General features: G+C 40.1%; 10 protein-coding genes. 6 read left to right on the top strand and 4 right to left on the bottom strand.

The annotated features are described in order from the left end of the window. Positions 1-533: 533 nt before the first annotated feature. Positions 534-1049, top strand: coding sequence for an NINE protein (locus tag RIV7116_RS17420; RefSeq protein WP_015119620.1), 516 nt, complete (start codon positions 534-536; stop codon positions 1047-1049). On the opposite strand, the gene RIV7116_RS17415 is transcribed toward RIV7116_RS17420, so the two are convergent. Continuing rightward, complete coding sequence (locus RIV7116_RS17415; RefSeq protein WP_015119619.1) at positions 1046-1540, bottom strand: DUF2996 domain-containing protein; 495 nt, start codon at positions 1538-1540, stop codon at positions 1046-1048. The two genes, RIV7116_RS17420 and RIV7116_RS17415, sit on opposite strands and share 4 nt — an antisense overlap. Before the next feature lie 277 nt (positions 1541-1817). On the opposite strand from RIV7116_RS17415, the gene RIV7116_RS17410 reads away from it, so the two are divergent. Next, entirely contained in the window at positions 1818-2165 is a 348-nt protein-coding gene (locus RIV7116_RS17410; RefSeq protein ID WP_015119618.1) for a hypothetical protein, read from the top strand. A 79-nt stretch (positions 2166-2244) separates the two neighbouring features. Here RIV7116_RS17410 and RIV7116_RS17405 read toward each other — a convergent pair whose 3' ends face one another. From RIV7116_RS17405 to thrC, 3 genes are all read right to left on the bottom strand, one after another. Next, the gene (locus tag RIV7116_RS17405; protein WP_015119617.1) at positions 2245-4242 is read right to left on the bottom strand and encodes an iron uptake porin; all 1998 of its coding nucleotides are present in this window, start codon (positions 4240-4242) and stop codon (positions 2245-2247) included. Between the two features lie 871 nt (positions 4243-5113). Further along, positions 5114-5389, bottom strand: coding sequence for a MoaD/ThiS family protein (locus RIV7116_RS17400; RefSeq protein ID WP_044291982.1), 276 nt, complete (start codon positions 5387-5389; stop codon positions 5114-5116). Positions 5390-5565: 176 nt separating this feature from the next. Further along, complete coding sequence (gene thrC, locus RIV7116_RS17395) at positions 5566-6870, bottom strand: threonine synthase (RefSeq protein ID WP_015119615.1); 1305 nt, start codon at positions 6868-6870, stop codon at positions 5566-5568. 1309 nt (positions 6871-8179) lie between these two features. On the opposite strand from thrC, the gene RIV7116_RS17390 reads away from it, so the two are divergent. The 4 genes from RIV7116_RS17390 to RIV7116_RS17375 all read left to right on the top strand — a co-directional run bounded on the left by RIV7116_RS17390 (position 8180) and on the right by RIV7116_RS17375 (position 18270). Beyond that, a complete protein-coding gene (locus RIV7116_RS17390; protein ID WP_015119614.1) occupies positions 8180-10825 on the top strand; it encodes a hypothetical protein in 2646 nt (881 codons plus the stop codon). 162 nt (positions 10826-10987) lie between these two features. After that, on the top strand, positions 10988-11557 hold the full coding sequence (locus tag RIV7116_RS17385) for a hypothetical protein (protein ID WP_015119613.1): 570 nt from the start codon (positions 10988-10990) through the stop codon (positions 11555-11557). Between the two features lie 144 nt (positions 11558-11701). Then, a complete protein-coding gene (locus tag RIV7116_RS17380; protein ID WP_015119612.1) occupies positions 11702-13276 on the top strand; it encodes a DUF11 domain-containing protein in 1575 nt (524 codons plus the stop codon). Then, positions 13273-18270 (top strand): Ig-like domain-containing protein, encoded by a 4998-nt coding sequence (locus tag RIV7116_RS17375; RefSeq protein ID WP_015119611.1) that lies wholly within the window; start codon positions 13273-13275, stop codon positions 18268-18270. Before RIV7116_RS17380 ends, RIV7116_RS17375 begins: the two co-directional genes overlap by 4 nt. Positions 18271-18369: the final 99 nt, after the last annotated feature.

The raw sequence follows: 18369 nt of genomic DNA, 5'->3' as shown, positions 1-18369 counted from the left end.
AAATATTGCATTTGAGTATAAATATCAGTTTACCAAGGAGTTTGGTAGTAATTACTAAGTAAAACGTTAAGAGTTGCAACAATAGGGAGAGTGGGGAGAGTGGGAAGAGAGGGGAGACAAGGAGATATGATATTTAAGCTTCTAACTTATAACTCCTAACTCTTAACTTAAAATCCAGAATCAGCCGGATTTGTGATGTTCGTGAGTGTAAAACCTAGAGGTAGATAATTCAAAACTTAGTTTTATTTACGAGGGCGATTTATCTATGAGGAACTCAATAATACACATTTATTCACGCAGCAATCGTTACGATAGTAAATCAGAAATCAACAATAAAGATATTTGCGACCTTGAGATGACTTTTATTTAGTGAATGTCATCATAGATAAATATTTCATTATAACCGCATTATTAATTAAATAAAAACCTAGCAAGATATAAAAAGATTACATTAAAATTTAATTGTTAGTATAGACAATTATTAATTCACAAAAATTTCAGTTGCCTTAAGTGTTCGGTGGAGTTGAAATCATATGAAGGTTGAAGCAAAAGACAAGCATTACGACAAAGAAAAAGAGCGTATGAAAATATCCTATATGCTCAACGTTTTGGGTTTTTTAGGATTTACTGGCGGATTGCATCGTTTGTATAACGGTAAGGTAGCTACGGGTTTACTATGGATGTTTACCCTCGGCTTATTTGGTTTAGGGCAATTTGTGGATTTATTTCTCATTCCTAATATGGTAGAAGAAAGGGAAATAAAATTAAGACTGAAAGCTGGTTTATCACCTTTCGGTGTTGCACAAAATCCTCAAGCGATAGCATCGGAAATTTATCAATCGCCTCAAGAAACCTTGATGGTAGAGTTGCTCAAAGCTGCCGAAAATCGTGGTGGTAAACTTAGCGTTACTCAAGGAGTTCTTGATACGGGCGCAAAATTTTCACAAGTAGAAGCTACTTTACAAGAGATGCACAAGTCTGGTTATGTTGGTATAGGTAACAACCCCGAAAATGGAGCCGTTACCTATATTTTTCACGAACTTACTTAGTTTCTTCCCAACCACTTTTGACCGTTCAAACGCATTATTACTCCAAATACCATTAAATCTAGAGTAATTCTACGTTCGTCAATTAAAAATGATTCTAGAGTGCTGGGGCTTTTGCCTTCATTACAAGAAAACGCTTTTTTCCCTTTAATATCTTCATCTGGGAAATATACGTTAAATTGGCGCGTACCATTGCCGAAGCTACCTAAAACTTGCCAGCACTCCCCGGCTGTTTCATATCCAGGAATCGGAAGTTTCTGCTTAGTGAAATCCAAATGCAAATCTTCCACCCCTTCATCAGCGATCGCCTTTGTAAGGGCAGGTACATAATGCTGTCGCATAAACTCCTCAAACGGTTTATCTTCAACTGCTGGGGGTTTTTCTTTTTTCTTGGCTGCGGGCTTCTTATCACCTGCTGCTTTTGCTGGGGGTTTAGCAGCAGCTTTGGGCTTATCTTCCGATGCTGCTTCGTTTTTATTGGTTTCTTCTGCCATTGCTCGGGTTAATCCTTCTGCTTTGAATCATCTTCATTTTACATATGATGCGGAATTGAGAATCGGGAATTGGTAATTGGGAATTGGTAATTGGGAATTGTAGATAGGGTAAAGGGGGAAGATTCTAAAAGTAACAAATAGCGAGTAGCGAGTTTATTTACCAATAAGTGTGACAAGAAGCATCAAAAACGTTTTACTTGCGACTTGCGACTTTCTACTCGCTACTCAATTTCTAACTCCTAACTGGTTATTGGTTACTATTGGCTGATATAAAAATATGAATTTAAATATAGTAGAACAAAGTTTACAAATCGAATTTACGTTAAAAGAACAGTTCTTAGCTGTACGGTTTAAAAAAATATGGGAAATTCCTTTATCTCATATTGAACAAGTTACAACAACTGCACCTCAAACAACTTGGAAAGAATTACGTTCGCCCGGTACTGCCCTTCCAGGATTAGTTAGAGCCGGAACTTATTACAGTCAAAGAGGAAAAGAATTCTGGTTAGTAAATTATCGGAAAAACAATTATTTAACTATAGAGTTGCAAAATGAAAACTATAAAAGAATTGTTATGACAGTTGAGAATAACGAATTTTGGCAACAAAGACTTAATCAGAAATAGGGAATGGGCATGGGGCATCGGGCATAGGAAAATTTTTATAAACTCCGAGCCTCCGCGCCTCCCAAATAACAACTAACAACTAAAAAGTAAAAGTTGTACGCAATAAACCTACTGTCGTCGTGTCATTGCGGTCATCTCCCTCTGGATTAAATAACACAAATGCGCCAGGTGTAATACTGAGATTGTCGTTGACTTTAAATTTGTAATAAGCTTCCAAATGGTAGGGAGTCTGGCGTTCGACACCATCAGTAGCTAAATTAGCATCACCATCCGCTTCTGTACGGTATAAAGGTTGACCGAAAAGTATCCCGGCGGTATTGCCTTTTTTAATCAGATCTTGGAAGTGTAAGCCCACCATCCAACTGGTGAAGGTAGTGGAAGCATCCACCTGAGAGGAGGAATCATCGACGAAAATTGCTGCTCCGTAACCTGATAGAGCAATATTTGGCGAAAAGCGCCAATTTACCGTACCACCCACAGAATTGAGTTTTACTGGAATCCCTAAATTTCCATCTGCTAAGCCTAAAGCATTAGTATCGGTACTCACCAATCCCGTACCCAAAATATTGATTTCGTGGTAGCTGTTGGCATAGTTCAAACCAATATCCAATGAGTTGCTGGGTTTAAATGTGAGTTGGGCTGCGGCTACGGTACTACCACCAAACAAACCCGAACCTAAAGGTGTACCAGAAACTCCGGGAAGAATATCCTCTTCACTGCTGGGAATATTAGCATTGACGCTAGCGTAGAGAGCGCGAATATCGAAGCTTTTTGATGGAGTAAAGATAAAACCTGCTGCCGATGCTAAGCCAGAGCCGGAAGTACCGCCGGAAACCCGTAGTACGGGATTTAATCCAGCAAAGCGAGAAATTGCCTCTTGCCCTTCTCCTGCAAAAGGAGTAATTGTAGGGAAAGCATCGGAGACTTCCGCAGCAGTACCAGCAAATAAAGTTAATTTGTTAGCTACAGGGAAAATGTACAAAAGTTTGTACAGTTCCACACTATTAGCATCTTTAGAAGATAAATCTTTGGGAGTAAATCCGGGAAATTGAGGTTCAATACCCGTGCGGGCACTACTTGCAGCCAGGTTTACTCCCGGTGCTGTCAATCCCAATCCTTGTTGCAGACTACCACTACCATCAGCATCACCGCCGAAATTATGGGCTTGCAAACCAGTAATTAACAAGTCTTTACCAGTAAAACTGGTATTCAAGTTCAACCGTACTCGATTCGTCAGGATGATGTTGGGGTTATCACTATCGGGAGCGCCACCAGTTGCACCGATAGCAGCAAAAATTGCTTCTCCTTGGAGTTTGGTGGTAGTGGAAAATTGTGAAGCTTCTATTTGGGCAGTGCGAGCTTCCAGGGTATCTACCCTTCCCCGCAAAGTTGCTAATTCGGCACTAAACTCTGATTGCAAACGCTGTAAAGTTGTTAAATCTTGTTTGGCAACAATACTTGTTGTGGCTGTGGCAATCAACTCATTAACGCGCTCTAAACAAGCATTTAAACCAGCCGCAAATTCATACCTAGTCATTGCCCGATTGCCCCCATAGGTGCCATTGGGATATCCGGCAATACAACCATACCGTTCTACGAGGGATTGCAATGCTTGAAAAGCCCAATCTGTCGGCTGTACGTCGGATAGTTGGGAAACCGATGTAACTTGCCCCGCACTTGTTTTTTGTTGTGTTTGGGCAACCTGGGCAATTAGAGTTGCGTTTTTATTTAGTTGTTTATTTAGTTGAGGGATACGCCTTAAGCGTCTAGCTTCCCTAATCGCATTTTCTTTTTTCTCCGAGGCTGCTGTTTCGTTTGTTGTCAAAATGCCATACTCCCCCAAGGAGTGGCTGCCAACATCAAACCGAAATTGATTATTTACTTTTTCGCTAATAATTGCGTTCGTGGATGAAAAACTTTCCTGGGATAAGACTTTATTAGCTAGTAAGTTTTCACTGCTATTTATTGCTTGCCTGTTGCCGATTTTTTCCACAGCTAATGCTTTTAACGGCGACAAACCGGCGAGTAAGCACAGCAAACTTACCCCACTAGCAGAAATTAGTAGATTTTGTTTCATTTGAACTCCTCACAACAGTAAAAAGAAGATTAAATATTCTATCGGGGCTGAATGATTTACTAATTCCAATTCACGCACCACCAGAGTTGTGTGACGCTTGCGGCAATTCCTGATTCTATTGGTGCTTAATGATTTACTAATTCCAAGAATCTATTAAACCTCGATATTTACTTTTTATTTGTCCTATTTGAGCTTATAGAAATTTAGCGATCGCTCTATTTCATCGAACATATTTAATCAGAGGCAATAAAATTGGAATAAAAAAACATATTTAATATCATGTCCGTTAAATCTGATATCTTGCATCATTCTCACCAACCGCCTTAGAATAAATTCTCCTTTCTTATACACGAAGTCTGATAAACCAGACTAGGTAAGGGTTTCAGTGCGTTTTAACGTACTTTGTATATTAGCCTTGGAATTGATTCCGAGGCGGGTATTAAGGCTTAACGACAATGGTGCAAGATGTGAGCCTCCGATGAAGATTAAAGGTTAAAGGTCGAAGGTCAAAGGTGTTAAAATCCTTCACAACTAATGAAACTAACCCTTTTTTTACTTTGGCTAAAAGCTTTACTGTATAAGGGTTTGAAAATGTGTTAGTTAGGAGTTAAATTAAACGTCATTGCGAGCGAAGCAATCCCAAGATGTTGCGATGAGCCGCAGCTCCGCTGAATGCTTCGTTTCACTTTGTTCCACTCGCAATGACATATTACGTGTGATTTGCCGGACATGATATAACAACGTAATTTTGCTATATTTACCATTCAAAAAAAAGAGTAGACGCTTACGCCTACCCCGTAAAAAATGTATCAAAAACTATCAATGATTAATAATTGGTTACTGTTAACTGCTCACTGTTAACTGCTCGCTGTTAACCGCCAGCAACAGCAGGAACAATACTAACTTCGTCGCCATCTTTTAAAGGTGTCGCTGCACCATCTAAAAAGCGGATATCTTCGCTATTTACATATAAATTTAAAAAACGACGTGGTTTTCCGGATTCATCGCACAAACGCGCTTTGATACCAGGACAAGCTTTTTCTAAAGAATCGAAGAGTTCGGTAATAGTGCTACCGTTACACTCTAAAGTTGCTTGATTATTAGTAAATTTTTGAAGTGCTGTGGGAACGAGAACTTTTACAGACATATCTTTGAAAATTGGAAATAGAAATGGAAAATGTGAGGGGGAAGAGGGGGAAGAGGGGGTAGAGTGGGTAGAAGTTTTTGATTCATAACCACTAAAAACTAACCCTTCGGGTTCGCAGTCGCTCATGGGGGAGACCCCCACCCCCAAGACCGCGCTGTCTCACCACTAACTCTTTTTTAAACTAATACTTGCTGCCACTCTAAGCGTTCTAGGGTGCGAGAACGTTCTAGGGCTGATTCAAAACTATCGAGTTTTGCGTCAATTGTCAAAGGTTCGCCGATAGCACCCTGTATAGCTTCTTGGGTTTTTAAGCCGTTGCCGGTAATGTAAACAACTGTGGTTTCTTCTGGGTCAATTTTTCCTGCTTCCACCAGTTTCTTTAATACTGCGATTGTTGTACCACCAGCAGTTTCTGTAAATATACCTTCGGTTTCTGCAAGCAGCTTCATGCCTTCGATAATTTCTGTATCGTTGACTGATTCTATATTACCGTTGGTTTTGTTCGCAATTTCTACTGCATAAATTCCATCTGCTGGGTTTCCAATGGCAATGGATTTTGCGATGGTATTGGGCTTTTCTGGCTGAATAAAATCGCGTCCTTCTTTAAATGCTTTAGCTATGGGGGAACATCCTTCGGCTTGTGCGCCGCTGAATCGAACCTTTTTATCTTTTACTAAACCAACTTCTTTAAATTCGTTGAATCCTTTATAAATTTTGCCAAACAACGAACCGCTTGCCAAAGGAGCCACAATATGATCTGGTAATTCCCAACCTAACTGTTCTGCAACTTCAAAACCTAATGTTTTGGAACCTTCGGAATAATAGGGACGTAAATTAATATTTACAAATCCCCATCCGTGGGTGTTGGCAACTTCCGAACATAAACGGTTCACTTGGTCGTAGTTGCCTTTAACAGCCATTAAAGTAGGGCTATAAATAAGACTTCCTAAAATTTTACCGGCTTCTAAATCGGCGGGTATGAACACGCAGCAATCCAAACCTGCATGAGCCGCGATCGCAGCAGTCGAGTTTGCCAAGTTTCCGGTGCTGGCGCAGGATACGGTGGTGAAACCCAATTCCTTAGCGCGAGTCATGGCAACGGAAACCACCCTATCTTTGAAGCTGAGGGTGGGCATATTAACCGCATCGTTCTTTATATATAGTTTCTTTAAACCCAAACGACGCGCTAAACGGTGCGAGCGTACCAAAGGAGTCATGCCAGTACCAACATCAATGGGGTTTTCGCTAGTTACAGGCAAAAATTGACGATAGCGCCATATAGAATTAGGACCCGCTTCAATAGTTTGGCGAGTTACGGTTTGACGCAATTTGCTGTAATCGTAGCTTACCTCCAAAGGACCAAAGCAGAACTCACATACATTTTTCGCTTCAAGTTCGTACTCTGCACCACATTCCTTACATTTCAAAGCATGAAAGGCATGAGTAAGAGTTTGGTTTTGGATGTTGGTTGCTGCTTGCATTTGGTATTTCTCCCGGTCTGAACGCCTAAACGATTAACTGTCAACTGTCGGCTGATAGTAACACGGCTCAAATACCGAGTCAAACAATCCCGATAATTTTTGTCGGGATTAAAAGTTAAGTCGCGATGTAACAACGTCTTAAAAAAATCAACTTGCCCTGGTACTTCACCAAACCGAAATTGACAGATGAAGGTAAGGGAGTTGGGGGGTTAGGTATGCAACGAAGTAGATGTGGCGTTGCTGAATTGGGGTATGAATTTACTTTTTATGTCTAATATATATGCCCCCTAGATCCCCCCAAAACTGGGGGCAAATCATACTTCTAATCAGCAACGCCGTAAATGTTTTCTTGCAGATGTCTATTAAATATGAATAGTAAGCAGACATGAGACATGATATAAATTTTCTGGTGTTGCTGAATTGAGATATGAATTTATTTTTTCTATATCTAATATGCCCCCTAAATCCCCCAAAACTGGGGGACTTGAAATTATCTTTCTCCCCCAAAATTGGGGCTGGGGGCAAATCATACTTTTAATCAGCAACGCCAATTTTCTGCTGCCACTCAATTAAAGGATTAATTGTGTTTACCTAGATTTTGTATTCAACGTGAACCCTGTTTAGAGATAGGGGCACTGCGCCCTGCCTCGAATAATGTGGAGTCACAACTTCACTGCTGCAATTACTTCCTTTCTTCTTTTCTAAATATAGATAATCTTCTAATAAGGCAGGAGTAAGCAATACCAATTAACTCAATTAACCGAATCTAGCAATGTATATTTGTGCGTTATCGAGCTAAACTATCTATCCATATCAATAATTCGGATAGTTAGTATTATTGACGATCTGATTTGTTTAACACATGCTCACCAACAAAGCTGTGACAAAAATTGTGGCAAAAATGTGACAAATCTGCGTAAAAACTTCCAGATATAGATGTTCTTTTGAAAACACCATAAACAATCCGGAAAATTTCCTTAATGTAGTAGGATTTCAATAGATATACTGAAGATATAGTAAGCATTTGAAATTAAGATTTATCTGTTACTAAAAATACTTTTGATATTTCGGAAGGGCATTAACACCTAAAAAACTCAATTTATAAAGCGAAAAAATCAGCATCCAGACATCAGGGAATATTTTATCAACCACCATAGAAACAACGAAATATCAAAAATAATTAGTAGATTTATGATTTGAGCTGAATTTTTAAATTGAGAAGGTTGTAAGCAATTCTGTAAAGAATTGCAAAAAAAGCCTACGTAAAAGGACGTAGGCAGAGAAGTCATAATTTGCTATTAAATCTAAAATGTCACACAAAAAGAACTTTGTCAAAAAGGGACAGATATATCGTTCCTTGGTTGCAACTGCATTGGTTGCTAATGGTATATTTCAATTGGTTGCTCCCGTACTAGCTGAAGGTGGAGCAGGCGGTCAAACTATCGATAACACTGCTACAGCGACTTACGAAGACCCCAATAATCCAGGGGAAACAATTAATACTACTTCTAACACCGTTCGAGTAACTATTGCTGAAGTCGCTGGTATCACTGTTACTCCTGCGAATACTGAGTTTACTGACTCTGGAGACCAAAACGGAGATAGTAAAATCAACATTGGCGACAAAGTCTACTACAACTATACCGTCACGAACGTAGGTAACGACCCAACAAAGTTTAGGATTCCCGACCAACCTACTGTAACAGGTCCTGCAACTCTCACCACCGTAAATGCTCCAGACAATCCTGGCGATCCAGACGGTCCGGTTGAAATTAGTTACGACGGCGGTACTACTTGGGAAACTGTAGCTACCGGTGGTACTACTACCAATTCAATAGACCCTGATGAATCAGTTTTAGTAAGGGTTGCTGTGGAAGTTCAGCCCGGTGCCCAAAGTGGAGAAACAATCGCTGTTAAGTTGGGTGAAACTCCTGGTGATGAGCAAAACATTCCTAGAAGCAGTGATGGTGGTGACGTATTTACTGTAGATAATGATGATAACGGCGCACCTGGTGAAGTAGCTGGTACTCCTTCAAACGGCGTTCGTGAAGCTAGTGCAACCTTAGAAGCAGTTGTAGATTCTGACCTCAAGACCTACACTTTGGCTAAAGTCTTGAAAGTTCGTAGCGACCATACCGTTGCTGGAGCAGATGGACCTTCTGAAGATACAGTTACCTATGATTTAAGTTTAGAAGTTGAAAATACCGACCCAACTGGTAACGGAATTAGCCCTTCACCTTTAGAAGGTACTCCCATTGATATTGGTGGTACAACTAGCGACCAAATCTTAGTTTCTGATGCGATTCCACAAGGTACTAGCCTCAGTAGTGTTGTAGTTCCTCCGGGTTGGCAAGCGGTTACTACCACCAATGGTTTAGCTACAAGAGCTTATGAAGCGACCTGGCAGATTTTAGCAGATCCCAACACTATTCCAGCTAACGTTACCAGAATTGGTTTTGTCCGTACTGGTAGTATTGCTCCCGGACAAACAGTAGGTGGATTTAAAGTTACTGTTCAGTTGAACACTACAACTGACACCTCTGTAACAGTTGCTAACGTTGCTCAGTTATTTGGTAAAAGCCCCAATAATATCCCAGTGTATGACGAATCTGGTGACAACAACCCCAGTAACTACAATGATGATGGAACTCCTCTAACTGATACAGATACTACAGGTGGTCCAAATGGTACTCCCGACCGTATTCCCGATGCTCCCGATGGTGGAGGATTCTTCCCAAATACCGTGGTTGAAGATGGTTCTGTTGACCCCAACAATCCTGGTGATATTGACACCCAAAATAACAACAGTGGTACTGGTGAAAAAGGCGAACCAAACGTCTTTACAATTAGCGAGCAAGGAGATTTTTCTCTGTTAAATGGTCCTAAAGATAATCCGGATGCTGTTGCAGAAAACGACAATAATAAGGACTTCACTAACCAGTCTTCCTTAGTACCTGCGGGAACTGTACCTGGTACTGGAGTTGACCCAGATGGTGTGAGCTTCACCAATACAGTTCAGAATACCGGACAAGCTGCTGCTGATATTGTTGTAGAACCTATTCCACCTGCAACTGCAACTGACTTACCTAATGGTACAACTGTTACCGTTACTTACCAGAGCCAGCTAGCAACTTATACATACGACCCAACCGCTAACGCTAATGCTGGTGGTTTCACCCTCAGTTCAGGAACGCAAGTTAAGATTCCTCAAGTTGCGGCAAATGCTACCGATAACTATGGTGTGGAAGTAAATCTACCCCCAGATACTAAACTTTCTACCGATACTGATGTGGAGCGCGGCTATCCCGTACCGATGAAATCTTTCATTGTTGATGCTACTGACCAGCCACTCGCAGAAGACGGTACTGTGTTTACTGACTCCAATACTCAAACACAAGCTCAAAACGTCACCATTGACCGCGTGTATGTTGGTTACTTACAAATGGTCAAAGAAACCCGCGTACTTAAGGATGATGGTCCAGACGTACTAAATAATGATGGAACATTTAGTACAGATCCTAAGACACCCGCACCTGGAAACGTCTTGGAATATCGCATCACTTACGAGAATATTTCCGAGCCTCAATCTGGTACTGGCAACATTATCTTGAATGCTAGCGATATCAGAATTACTGAGGATGGTACTGATACTACTCTCGGTAACAACTGGGCGGTAGATAACGATAATAATGGTGAAATTGACACCAGTAACGTTGTTGGTTCTGCAAGCGATTCCGGTGGTGCAAACGTTGAGTTTACTCCTAACGGCGACCAGTCCGGTACAACACAGGCTGCTGATGTTACCACATACGTGGTAGTTGTTAGCGATGATGTTGAGCCTAAAGAAGCTAGAACCTTTACCTTCCAACGTAAGATTAACGCAACCGGACAAACTGGTGATAATCCAACAGGTGGTACCGGTGGAACTGGTGGAACTGGTAATCCAACTAACTAATTAGTAGATAAACTTATCCATAAAGACGTGAATCATGCAGCGTCTTTACTTCAACTTACGGGAAACCGAACGAGTTTAAAACCCGGTTTCTTGAAACAGCCGGGTTTATCAAAATTAAATTCTCAACAGTAACTTTCAGCAATACTTTTTGAGGTAATTGATATGAAACGTTTTTCTATTGCAAGTTTAAGCGCAGTTGCATTAATTGCAGGTATGACCTTCACCAGTCAAATTCCTGTAGTTGCAAACATATTTCAAGGTGGGGCTGCTGTTGCTCAAAATGCCAAGAAAGGACAAGTACAGTTGCGTTTGAAAGCTGAGAAGAAAATTATTACCAAAGATGCACAAGGTAATAGAAAAGTAACTTGGCAGGAGCTATCAAATGGTGCTCAAGTCGGGCAAGGAGAAGTACTCCGCTATTCCGTATCTGGTGCAAATAATGGTGAAAAAGCCGTGAATAATCTCACCATTAATCAACCAATTCCAAGAGGAATGGCTTATGTACTTAATTCTGCAACCGTCAATGAAAAAGATGGGGCACAAATTACCTACAGCATTAACGGTGGTAAAACCTATGTCAAAAATCCCACCATTGAAGTTAAATTAGCTGACGGTACGGTAGAAACTCGACCCGCTCCCGACACTGCTTATACCCATGTGCGTTGGAATTTTGGTAAATCTCTCCCTGGAAAAGGTAGTGTGAACGGCACATATCAGGTAAGAGTACGATAAAACAATTTAGGATTTTAGATTGTAGAGACGTAGCAATGCATTAATAAATCATAGGATTGCTACGTTTCTTTATTAAGAATTTGACGATGACGATTGAGAGATAAAAAACTCAAAATATCTAAATATTTATATTAGGAGAAATTTGTGCGCCGCAAAAATAAGCGATACCAAATTTATGGTAGTAGCTGGTTTAAACGGATAGCGGCTACTGTTTTAGCGGGAAGTATTATTCAAAGCTCTATATCTACCTTTGCTCAAGAGGTTACCCGTCCAACAATTAGCAACCAAGCTACATTTAATTACAACAATAAAAAAAATAATCAAACTTTTAGAGGGGGAGTTACCAATCAAGTAAAAATTACTCCGGTTCCTCAATCATCTCAAGCACTTTCGGACTTAATTGACCCCTTCGGACAAATTCTAGGTTGTAATGGAGAAGAATTAGAAGATTACACGGGTTTTACCGTTACTTTATTTAACCCCGACCCCAACGACCCAACAGGAACGGAACCGGGAACGGTGGTTGACCTAACCCCGACTGATGATGACCCCAATACTACTACTCCTCAAGGTATACAACCAAATATAACTAATGCTAATAATTATGCTGTTACCAATGAACCTGTGACCACTGCTAATGGTGAAACTAAACGAGGAGTTTACAATTTCTTATTCGACCAAAGCAAGAATCAAACTGATGTAGGTCGTGCTTATATTTTAGTTATTAATCCTCCTGAGAATTCTGCTTTCACCGAGCGACGAATCCGATTAGAAATTCAAAGCTTGGATGGGGATATCCTTACCTATATTGCTACTGCTTTAGATGGTCAGCCAATCACTGCTACGGGTGAAAATTCGGTGCAAATCTCTGATACTCAGATTTCCCAACAAGCTGTAGTTATTGATGATGCAGAAAGAATTGGTTTAGCTTTAGCACTACAATTTAATTTAGATTTATGCTCTCCCGACCAAATTCGTATCACTAAAACTGGGGATAGAGCAACTGCCGAACCTGGTGATACTACGGTTTATCGTCTGTCGTTAAGAAATACGGGTGATGTTGGTTTAAATGATATAGTCGTTACCGACCAATTCCCTCTCGGATTTAAATTTATACCGGAATCAGTTCGCGGTCAAATTGGGGATGAAGAAGTTGCGCTAACTACTGAAACGAATGGTTCTACTGTTACTTTCCGAACTGATACAACTATCCCGGTGGGTGGGGTTCTCAATATTGCTTATGCTGCAACCTTAACTCCTGATGCGGTAAGAGGTTCCGGTCGTAACACTGCGACTGTGAATGCGGAAAGAGTTGATAATAACTTTGCGGTTAAAGATGGACCTGCAACTCACAGATTAGAAATTAGACCTGGTATTACTTCTGATTGCGGTACTATCATCGGTCGCGTGTTTGTAGATAAAAACTTTGACGGAGAACAACAAGCAGGCGAACCTGGAGTTCCAAATGCTGTAATTTTCTTAGAAAATGGCAACCGCATAACTACTGATGCAGACGGTTTATATTCGGTCAAAAATGCATTACCTGGTAAACATACAGGTGTTTTGGATTTAGAGAGTATACCCGATTATACTTTGGCTCCCAATGTCAAATTTAAAGAACGCAACAGCCAATCACGACTAGTAAATTTAGAACCTGGTGGAATGGTGAGAATGAACTTCGGAGTCACTCCGAACTTTGGGGAGGACACAAAGAAATGAAACGACAATTAAGCCATGCAAATATTTTAAATTTTAAATTAATAGGAGCAATGGCAAGTGCTGCGAGTGTGGTGCTATACCCATTCGTAGCCGGTGCTGAATCTACTTATAAATCAGAATCCGAGCAAAACAAGCAGAATAAAGCAAGTAAAGCTGCTAAAAAATATAATCGTTCAAAGCAACTTGTTGAAGCTCTGGAGATAAATAGCAAGAATAAAAATCAAACCAAAAACAAAACCAAAAAACCTAACATAATAGCTTTAAGTAAAGCTGAAGATTCCAATACAAATTTGCCTGCAAGTTTACAACAATTAGTAGATGAGCATAATTATGCAGCAGAATACATATTAACTGCTTTAAAAACACCTGAAAATGTTAATAACAATCTACCAGCTAGTTTGCAGAAGTTAGTAGATGAACGGAATAATACAGCAGAAAGCACGCTTATTGCTTTAAAGTCTACAACAAAATATGATGAAAAATTATCTTTAGTTCAAAAGCTCAAAGCACCGCGCAGGGAAATATCAAATTCTCAACAACAGTTATTTGCTTTAGAAAATTCTCAATCTGAAACTACTCTCTCGAAAGAAGAGAATAAGAATACAAATTTATCAGCGGTTGCATCTAATCTTCAACCTGGGACATTAAAGCTTGAGGATGCCGTATATTCTGCATCTATACAAAATAATATATTGCCAATAGAAATAAATAAGCAATTAGATAATTCCTTACAAGAAACAGGTTTAAATAGTTCAAATAATTCAAATAAGAAATATTTAATCGCTTTAGAACCTTTTATTAACGAGCAAAAACCGCAGGAATTTCCGATTAGTTCTAATGGTAATTATCTTCTTGCTTTAGAACCTTTTATTAACGAGCAGAAACCACAGGAATTTCCGATTAGTTCTAATGGTAATTATCTTTTTGCTTTAGAACCTTTTCTTAACGAGCAGAAACCACAGAAATTTCCGATTAGTTCTAATGGTAATTATCTTCTTGCTTTAGAGCCATTTATTAACGAGCAAAAACCACAGGAATTTCCGATTAGTTCTAATGGTGATTATTTCCTTGCTTTAGAACCTTTCCTAAACCAGCAGAAACTACAACAATTCCAAACTCAGAATACATCAGCAACAAGAGACGATGTAACGCAAATAGTTTCTCAGTTTGGTTCTCAACTACTAGCAATTAATGTATTTGAATCACTTGCTAATAATCGTCAAGCTGAAATTACACCAACTTTAATTGCTAAGAATTGGAACACTGAAAACCCCAACGATACAAGCTATAAATTTACATCATTTGTTGCAGTTCGACCTTCATATTTGACAGACAATTCCGAGCAAAATTCATCTGAGATGAGATTAGCTACGGGGTATAGCTCATTTAATTCTGGGAATAATCGCAGTCAAGGATTAAATAGTAATAGCTTTTTAGCTGCTTATTCAAAATCTCCTTTTGCTTTACCTAATCCCGATAATTTAAACGCTAACTTAACACCAAATTCCACTCAATATATCTCCCAATTTCCCAAGAATACGAACAATTCTTCAACAGTAGTCATCCTCTCACCGACTCCTCAAGCTGTTGTAGATGTAGCTGCTACTCCAATTATCGTACAATTCCCCGTGGGTAATGAGGTAGAATTGCGGGTTAACGGTGAATTATCCGACCGTTCCTTAATTGGACGAACCGAAACTGACTCCGAAACCGATATGGTTACGCAGACATGGTATGGTGTTTCTCTACAAAATGGGGAAAACGTTATTTCTGCTCAGGTTCTTGGTTCAAAGGAACCCCCCGTTACCGTCACAATAATGGTGAGGGGTGGAGCGCAGGAGATGAAAATCGATACCGTAGAATCTCGTATTCCTGCGGATGGAAAATCTACTGCGACCCTCAAAGGTACGTTAATTGACGAAAACGGTAATATTTCTAAGCGTGATGCTGTGGTTACTTTAGCATCTACGGCAGGAAAATTCCTCGAGCCAGATTACAAACCCGGACAAACAGGATTTCAGGTACAAGCTAAAGACGGACAATTTACGGTAACTCTAAAATCCGATTTGGAAGCTAAGACTGTACGAATTAAGGCGAAAGCTGGTAAATTAGAAGCCTATACTCAATTACAATTCCAAACTGCTTTACGTCCAAGCTTGATGAGTGGTGTTATCGATTTCCGCTTGGGTGCTAGAGGTACGGATTTTTACAGTAGATTTAAAGATTTTCTTCCAGAAGACGAAGATAACGATACCGAAGTTAAATTCCGTTCTGCTATTTTTGCAACTGGTGCTATTGGGGAATGGTTGGTGACTGGTGCTTACGATAGCAGTCGTTCTCTGAATGAAGATTGTAATTGCGATAATCGTTTATTTGGTAGTTATCAATTTAGCGAAAATAATTATCCGGTTTACGGTGATAGTTCTACAGTAAATCAAACTACTCCGTCTACTGACAGCGTATATTTAAGATTTGAACGCTCTTCTCGCGTTCCTGGTGCTAATCCAGATTATGCGATGTGGGGTGATTATAATACTGAAGAATTCTCTCGCTCTTCACAACAGTTTACTTCTGTAACTCGTCAGCTACATGGTTTTAAAGCGAATTACAACATAGGTAAATTGCAAGCTACGGCTTTCTACGGAAATAATGTAGAAGGTTTTCAACGAGATACTATAGCTCCCGATGGAACTAGCGGTCTTTATTTCCTCTCCCGGAGATTAACCGTACCTGGTAGTGAAGTTGTTTTCATTGAATTAGAAGAACTCAATCGTCCCGGTACTGTATTACAACGGGAACGCTTGAACAGAGGTGCGGATTACGAAATTGATTACGATAGAGGAACAGTTTTCTTCCGGGAACCCGTTTTACGTACTGATGTGAATGAATTTGGTGATGTCTTGGTAAGACGTATTGTTGTCACCTATCAGTATGAAGGGGAAGAAGCAGGAGACGATACCGATATTTATGCAGGACGTTTGCAATATAATCTATCTCGCGGTGAAAATAAAGATAGTTGGTTAGCAGCAACTTATCTTCAGGAAAACCAAGGAGCGCGTGATTTTGAGTTGTATGGTGCGGATGCTCAAATTTCTTTTGGTAAGCTAGGTAGATTTGTCGCAGAATACGCTCGTTCTCGCAACGATTCTAGCGAGATGGGAATGGTGGAAGGTGATGCTGTGAGAGCGGAAGCTGAAGCTGAACTTATCAAAGGTTTACGAACTCGTGCTTATTACCGTTTCGCTGATACTGGATTTGCCAATAACGCTACTATTAGTTTTGTCCCCGGACAAACTCGTTACGGTATTCAAGCTAACGGAAGAGTTACTAAAACAACTAATTTACGCTTCCAATACGACCATGAAGACAATTTTGGTGTAGCTCCTCAACCGTTAGACACCTTTGAAGAGTTGTTTTCACCACGTTTAACCGCAACTCCAGGAAATCCAGTTGATAATTCCTTGACCACAATTTCTGCTGGTGTAGTACAAAAGATTGGTAAAGCGAATTTGTCTGTAGATTGGATTAATCGACAACGAGAAGATAGAATATCACCCGAAACTTTCAATACAGATTCGAGTCAATTACGTTCTCGTCTTAATGTTCCTATTGCCAAAAAACTTTCCTTTGTAGCCCAAAACGAAACTACATTATCCGACAATACAGACGCAGTTTATCCAGATAGAACTGTCTTTGGGATTAACTGGGAAGCTATCAAGGGTATTAACCTTTCGCTAACGCAACAGTTTTTCACTCAAGGACAATTTGACGGTAATTCTATTACCAGTTTGAATGTCAACGGAGAACATAAGTTTGGTACCGATACCACAGTTACCGGACGCTTCTCTGTATTGGGTGGAAGTAACGGACCTACTACTCAAGGTGCTTTAGGCTTAAAGCAAGGTTTAACCATTGCTCCTGGATTGCGTTTAAATCTAGCTTACGAGCGCGTTTTTGGTGACTTTTTTGGTAATAATGCCACCGGGCAACAATTTAGACAACCCTTTGCTGTAGGTCAAAGCGCTGCTGCTCTAGGTTTCAATTCTGGAGATAGCTACAGCATTGGTCTAGAATATACTGACAATCCCAACTTTAAGGCTAGCGCTTTATTTGAGCGGAGAAATTCAACTAGCGGTAATAACACAGTAATTTCCGCAGGTGCTACTGGTAAGATTTCATCATCTCTTACTGCATTAGCACGCTATCAACAAAGTGGTTCGAGCAATCAAAGTTTGGCTGCACTTGGAGATACCGCTAATTTAAGAGTGGGTTTAGCATACCGCAATCCTAAAAACGATAAATTCAACGCTTTAATGCGTTACGAATATCGTAAGAATCCTTCAACAATTCCCGATACCATCTTATTTGGAACCGGTACTGGTGCAGAAGACCATACTTTTGCCATAGAAACTATTTACGCTCCAAATTGGCAATGGGAATTCTATGGTAAATATGCTTTACGCAACAGTACTACTTATTTAGCTAACGATTTTTCATCTAGCAGTACCATAAATCTGGGACAGTTACGCGCTACTTACCGTTTGGGTTACAGTTGGGATTTAGTTGGAGAAGCAAGAGTAATTACTCAATCCGACTATACCGAAACAGGTTTTGTTGTGGAAGCTGGCTATTATCTCACACCAAACTTAAGAATAGCTGGGGGTTATGCTTTTGGGGAAATAGACGACCGCGATTTTGACGGTAGTCGTTCCGCTAGCGGACCATATCTGGGTGTGACAATGAAGCTGAATCAGCTGTTTAGCGGTTTCGGTTTGCAGAAGAGAGTACCCCGAAAAAAAATAGAAGCTCGACAAAACTTGTTGAATAGAATTAAGAAGGGAACGGGGAACGGGGAACAGGTGATGAAAAATTCTCTCTCCAGTGCTAAAAATAATCCTGTAGAAAACTTAGTCGAAAAAGTCAAAACCGGAAATAATTCTCAAGAAATCAAAAATTCGCTGTTGCAAAGACTGATGACAGGACAAGGAAGATGAAGAAAGATATATGAAGCGAAATATACATTTCCTTTACAGAATCTTTTCCCCGTATTTCCCCTGGGAAAAGGCTTATCACTGTACTGTCATCAGTAAATA

It is taken from the genome of Rivularia sp. PCC 7116 (assembly GCF_000316665.1).
Lineage (GTDB): Bacteria > Cyanobacteriota > Cyanobacteriia > Cyanobacteriales > Nostocaceae > Rivularia.
The sequence above is the reverse complement of the archived record's forward strand: the minus strand, read 5'-3'. Positions and strand labels throughout refer to the sequence as shown.

What these genes read in the sequence shown, in the direction of transcription:
- thrC (WP_015119615.1), bottom strand. Translation starts at nt 6,870, where the DNA reads ATGCAAGCAGCAACCAACATCCAAAACCAAACTCTTACTCATGCCTTT.
- RIV7116_RS17415 (WP_015119619.1), bottom strand. Translation starts at nt 1,540, where the DNA reads ATGGCAGAAGAAACCAATAAAAACGAAGCAGCATCGGAAGATAAGCCC.
- RIV7116_RS17405 (WP_015119617.1), bottom strand. Translation starts at nt 4,242, where the DNA reads ATGAAACAAAATCTACTAATTTCTGCTAGTGGGGTAAGTTTGCTGTGC.
- RIV7116_RS17410 (WP_015119618.1), top strand. Translation starts at nt 1,818, where the DNA reads ATGAATTTAAATATAGTAGAACAAAGTTTACAAATCGAATTTACGTTA.
- RIV7116_RS17375 (WP_015119611.1), top strand. Translation starts at nt 13,273, where the DNA reads ATGAAACGACAATTAAGCCATGCAAATATTTTAAATTTTAAATTAATA.
- RIV7116_RS17390 (WP_015119614.1), top strand. Translation starts at nt 8,180, where the DNA reads ATGTCACACAAAAAGAACTTTGTCAAAAAGGGACAGATATATCGTTCC.
- RIV7116_RS17420 (WP_015119620.1), top strand. Translation starts at nt 534, where the DNA reads ATGAAGGTTGAAGCAAAAGACAAGCATTACGACAAAGAAAAAGAGCGT.
- RIV7116_RS17385 (WP_015119613.1), top strand. Translation starts at nt 10,988, where the DNA reads ATGAAACGTTTTTCTATTGCAAGTTTAAGCGCAGTTGCATTAATTGCA.
- RIV7116_RS17400 (WP_044291982.1), bottom strand. Translation starts at nt 5,389, where the DNA reads ATGTCTGTAAAAGTTCTCGTTCCCACAGCACTTCAAAAATTTACTAAT.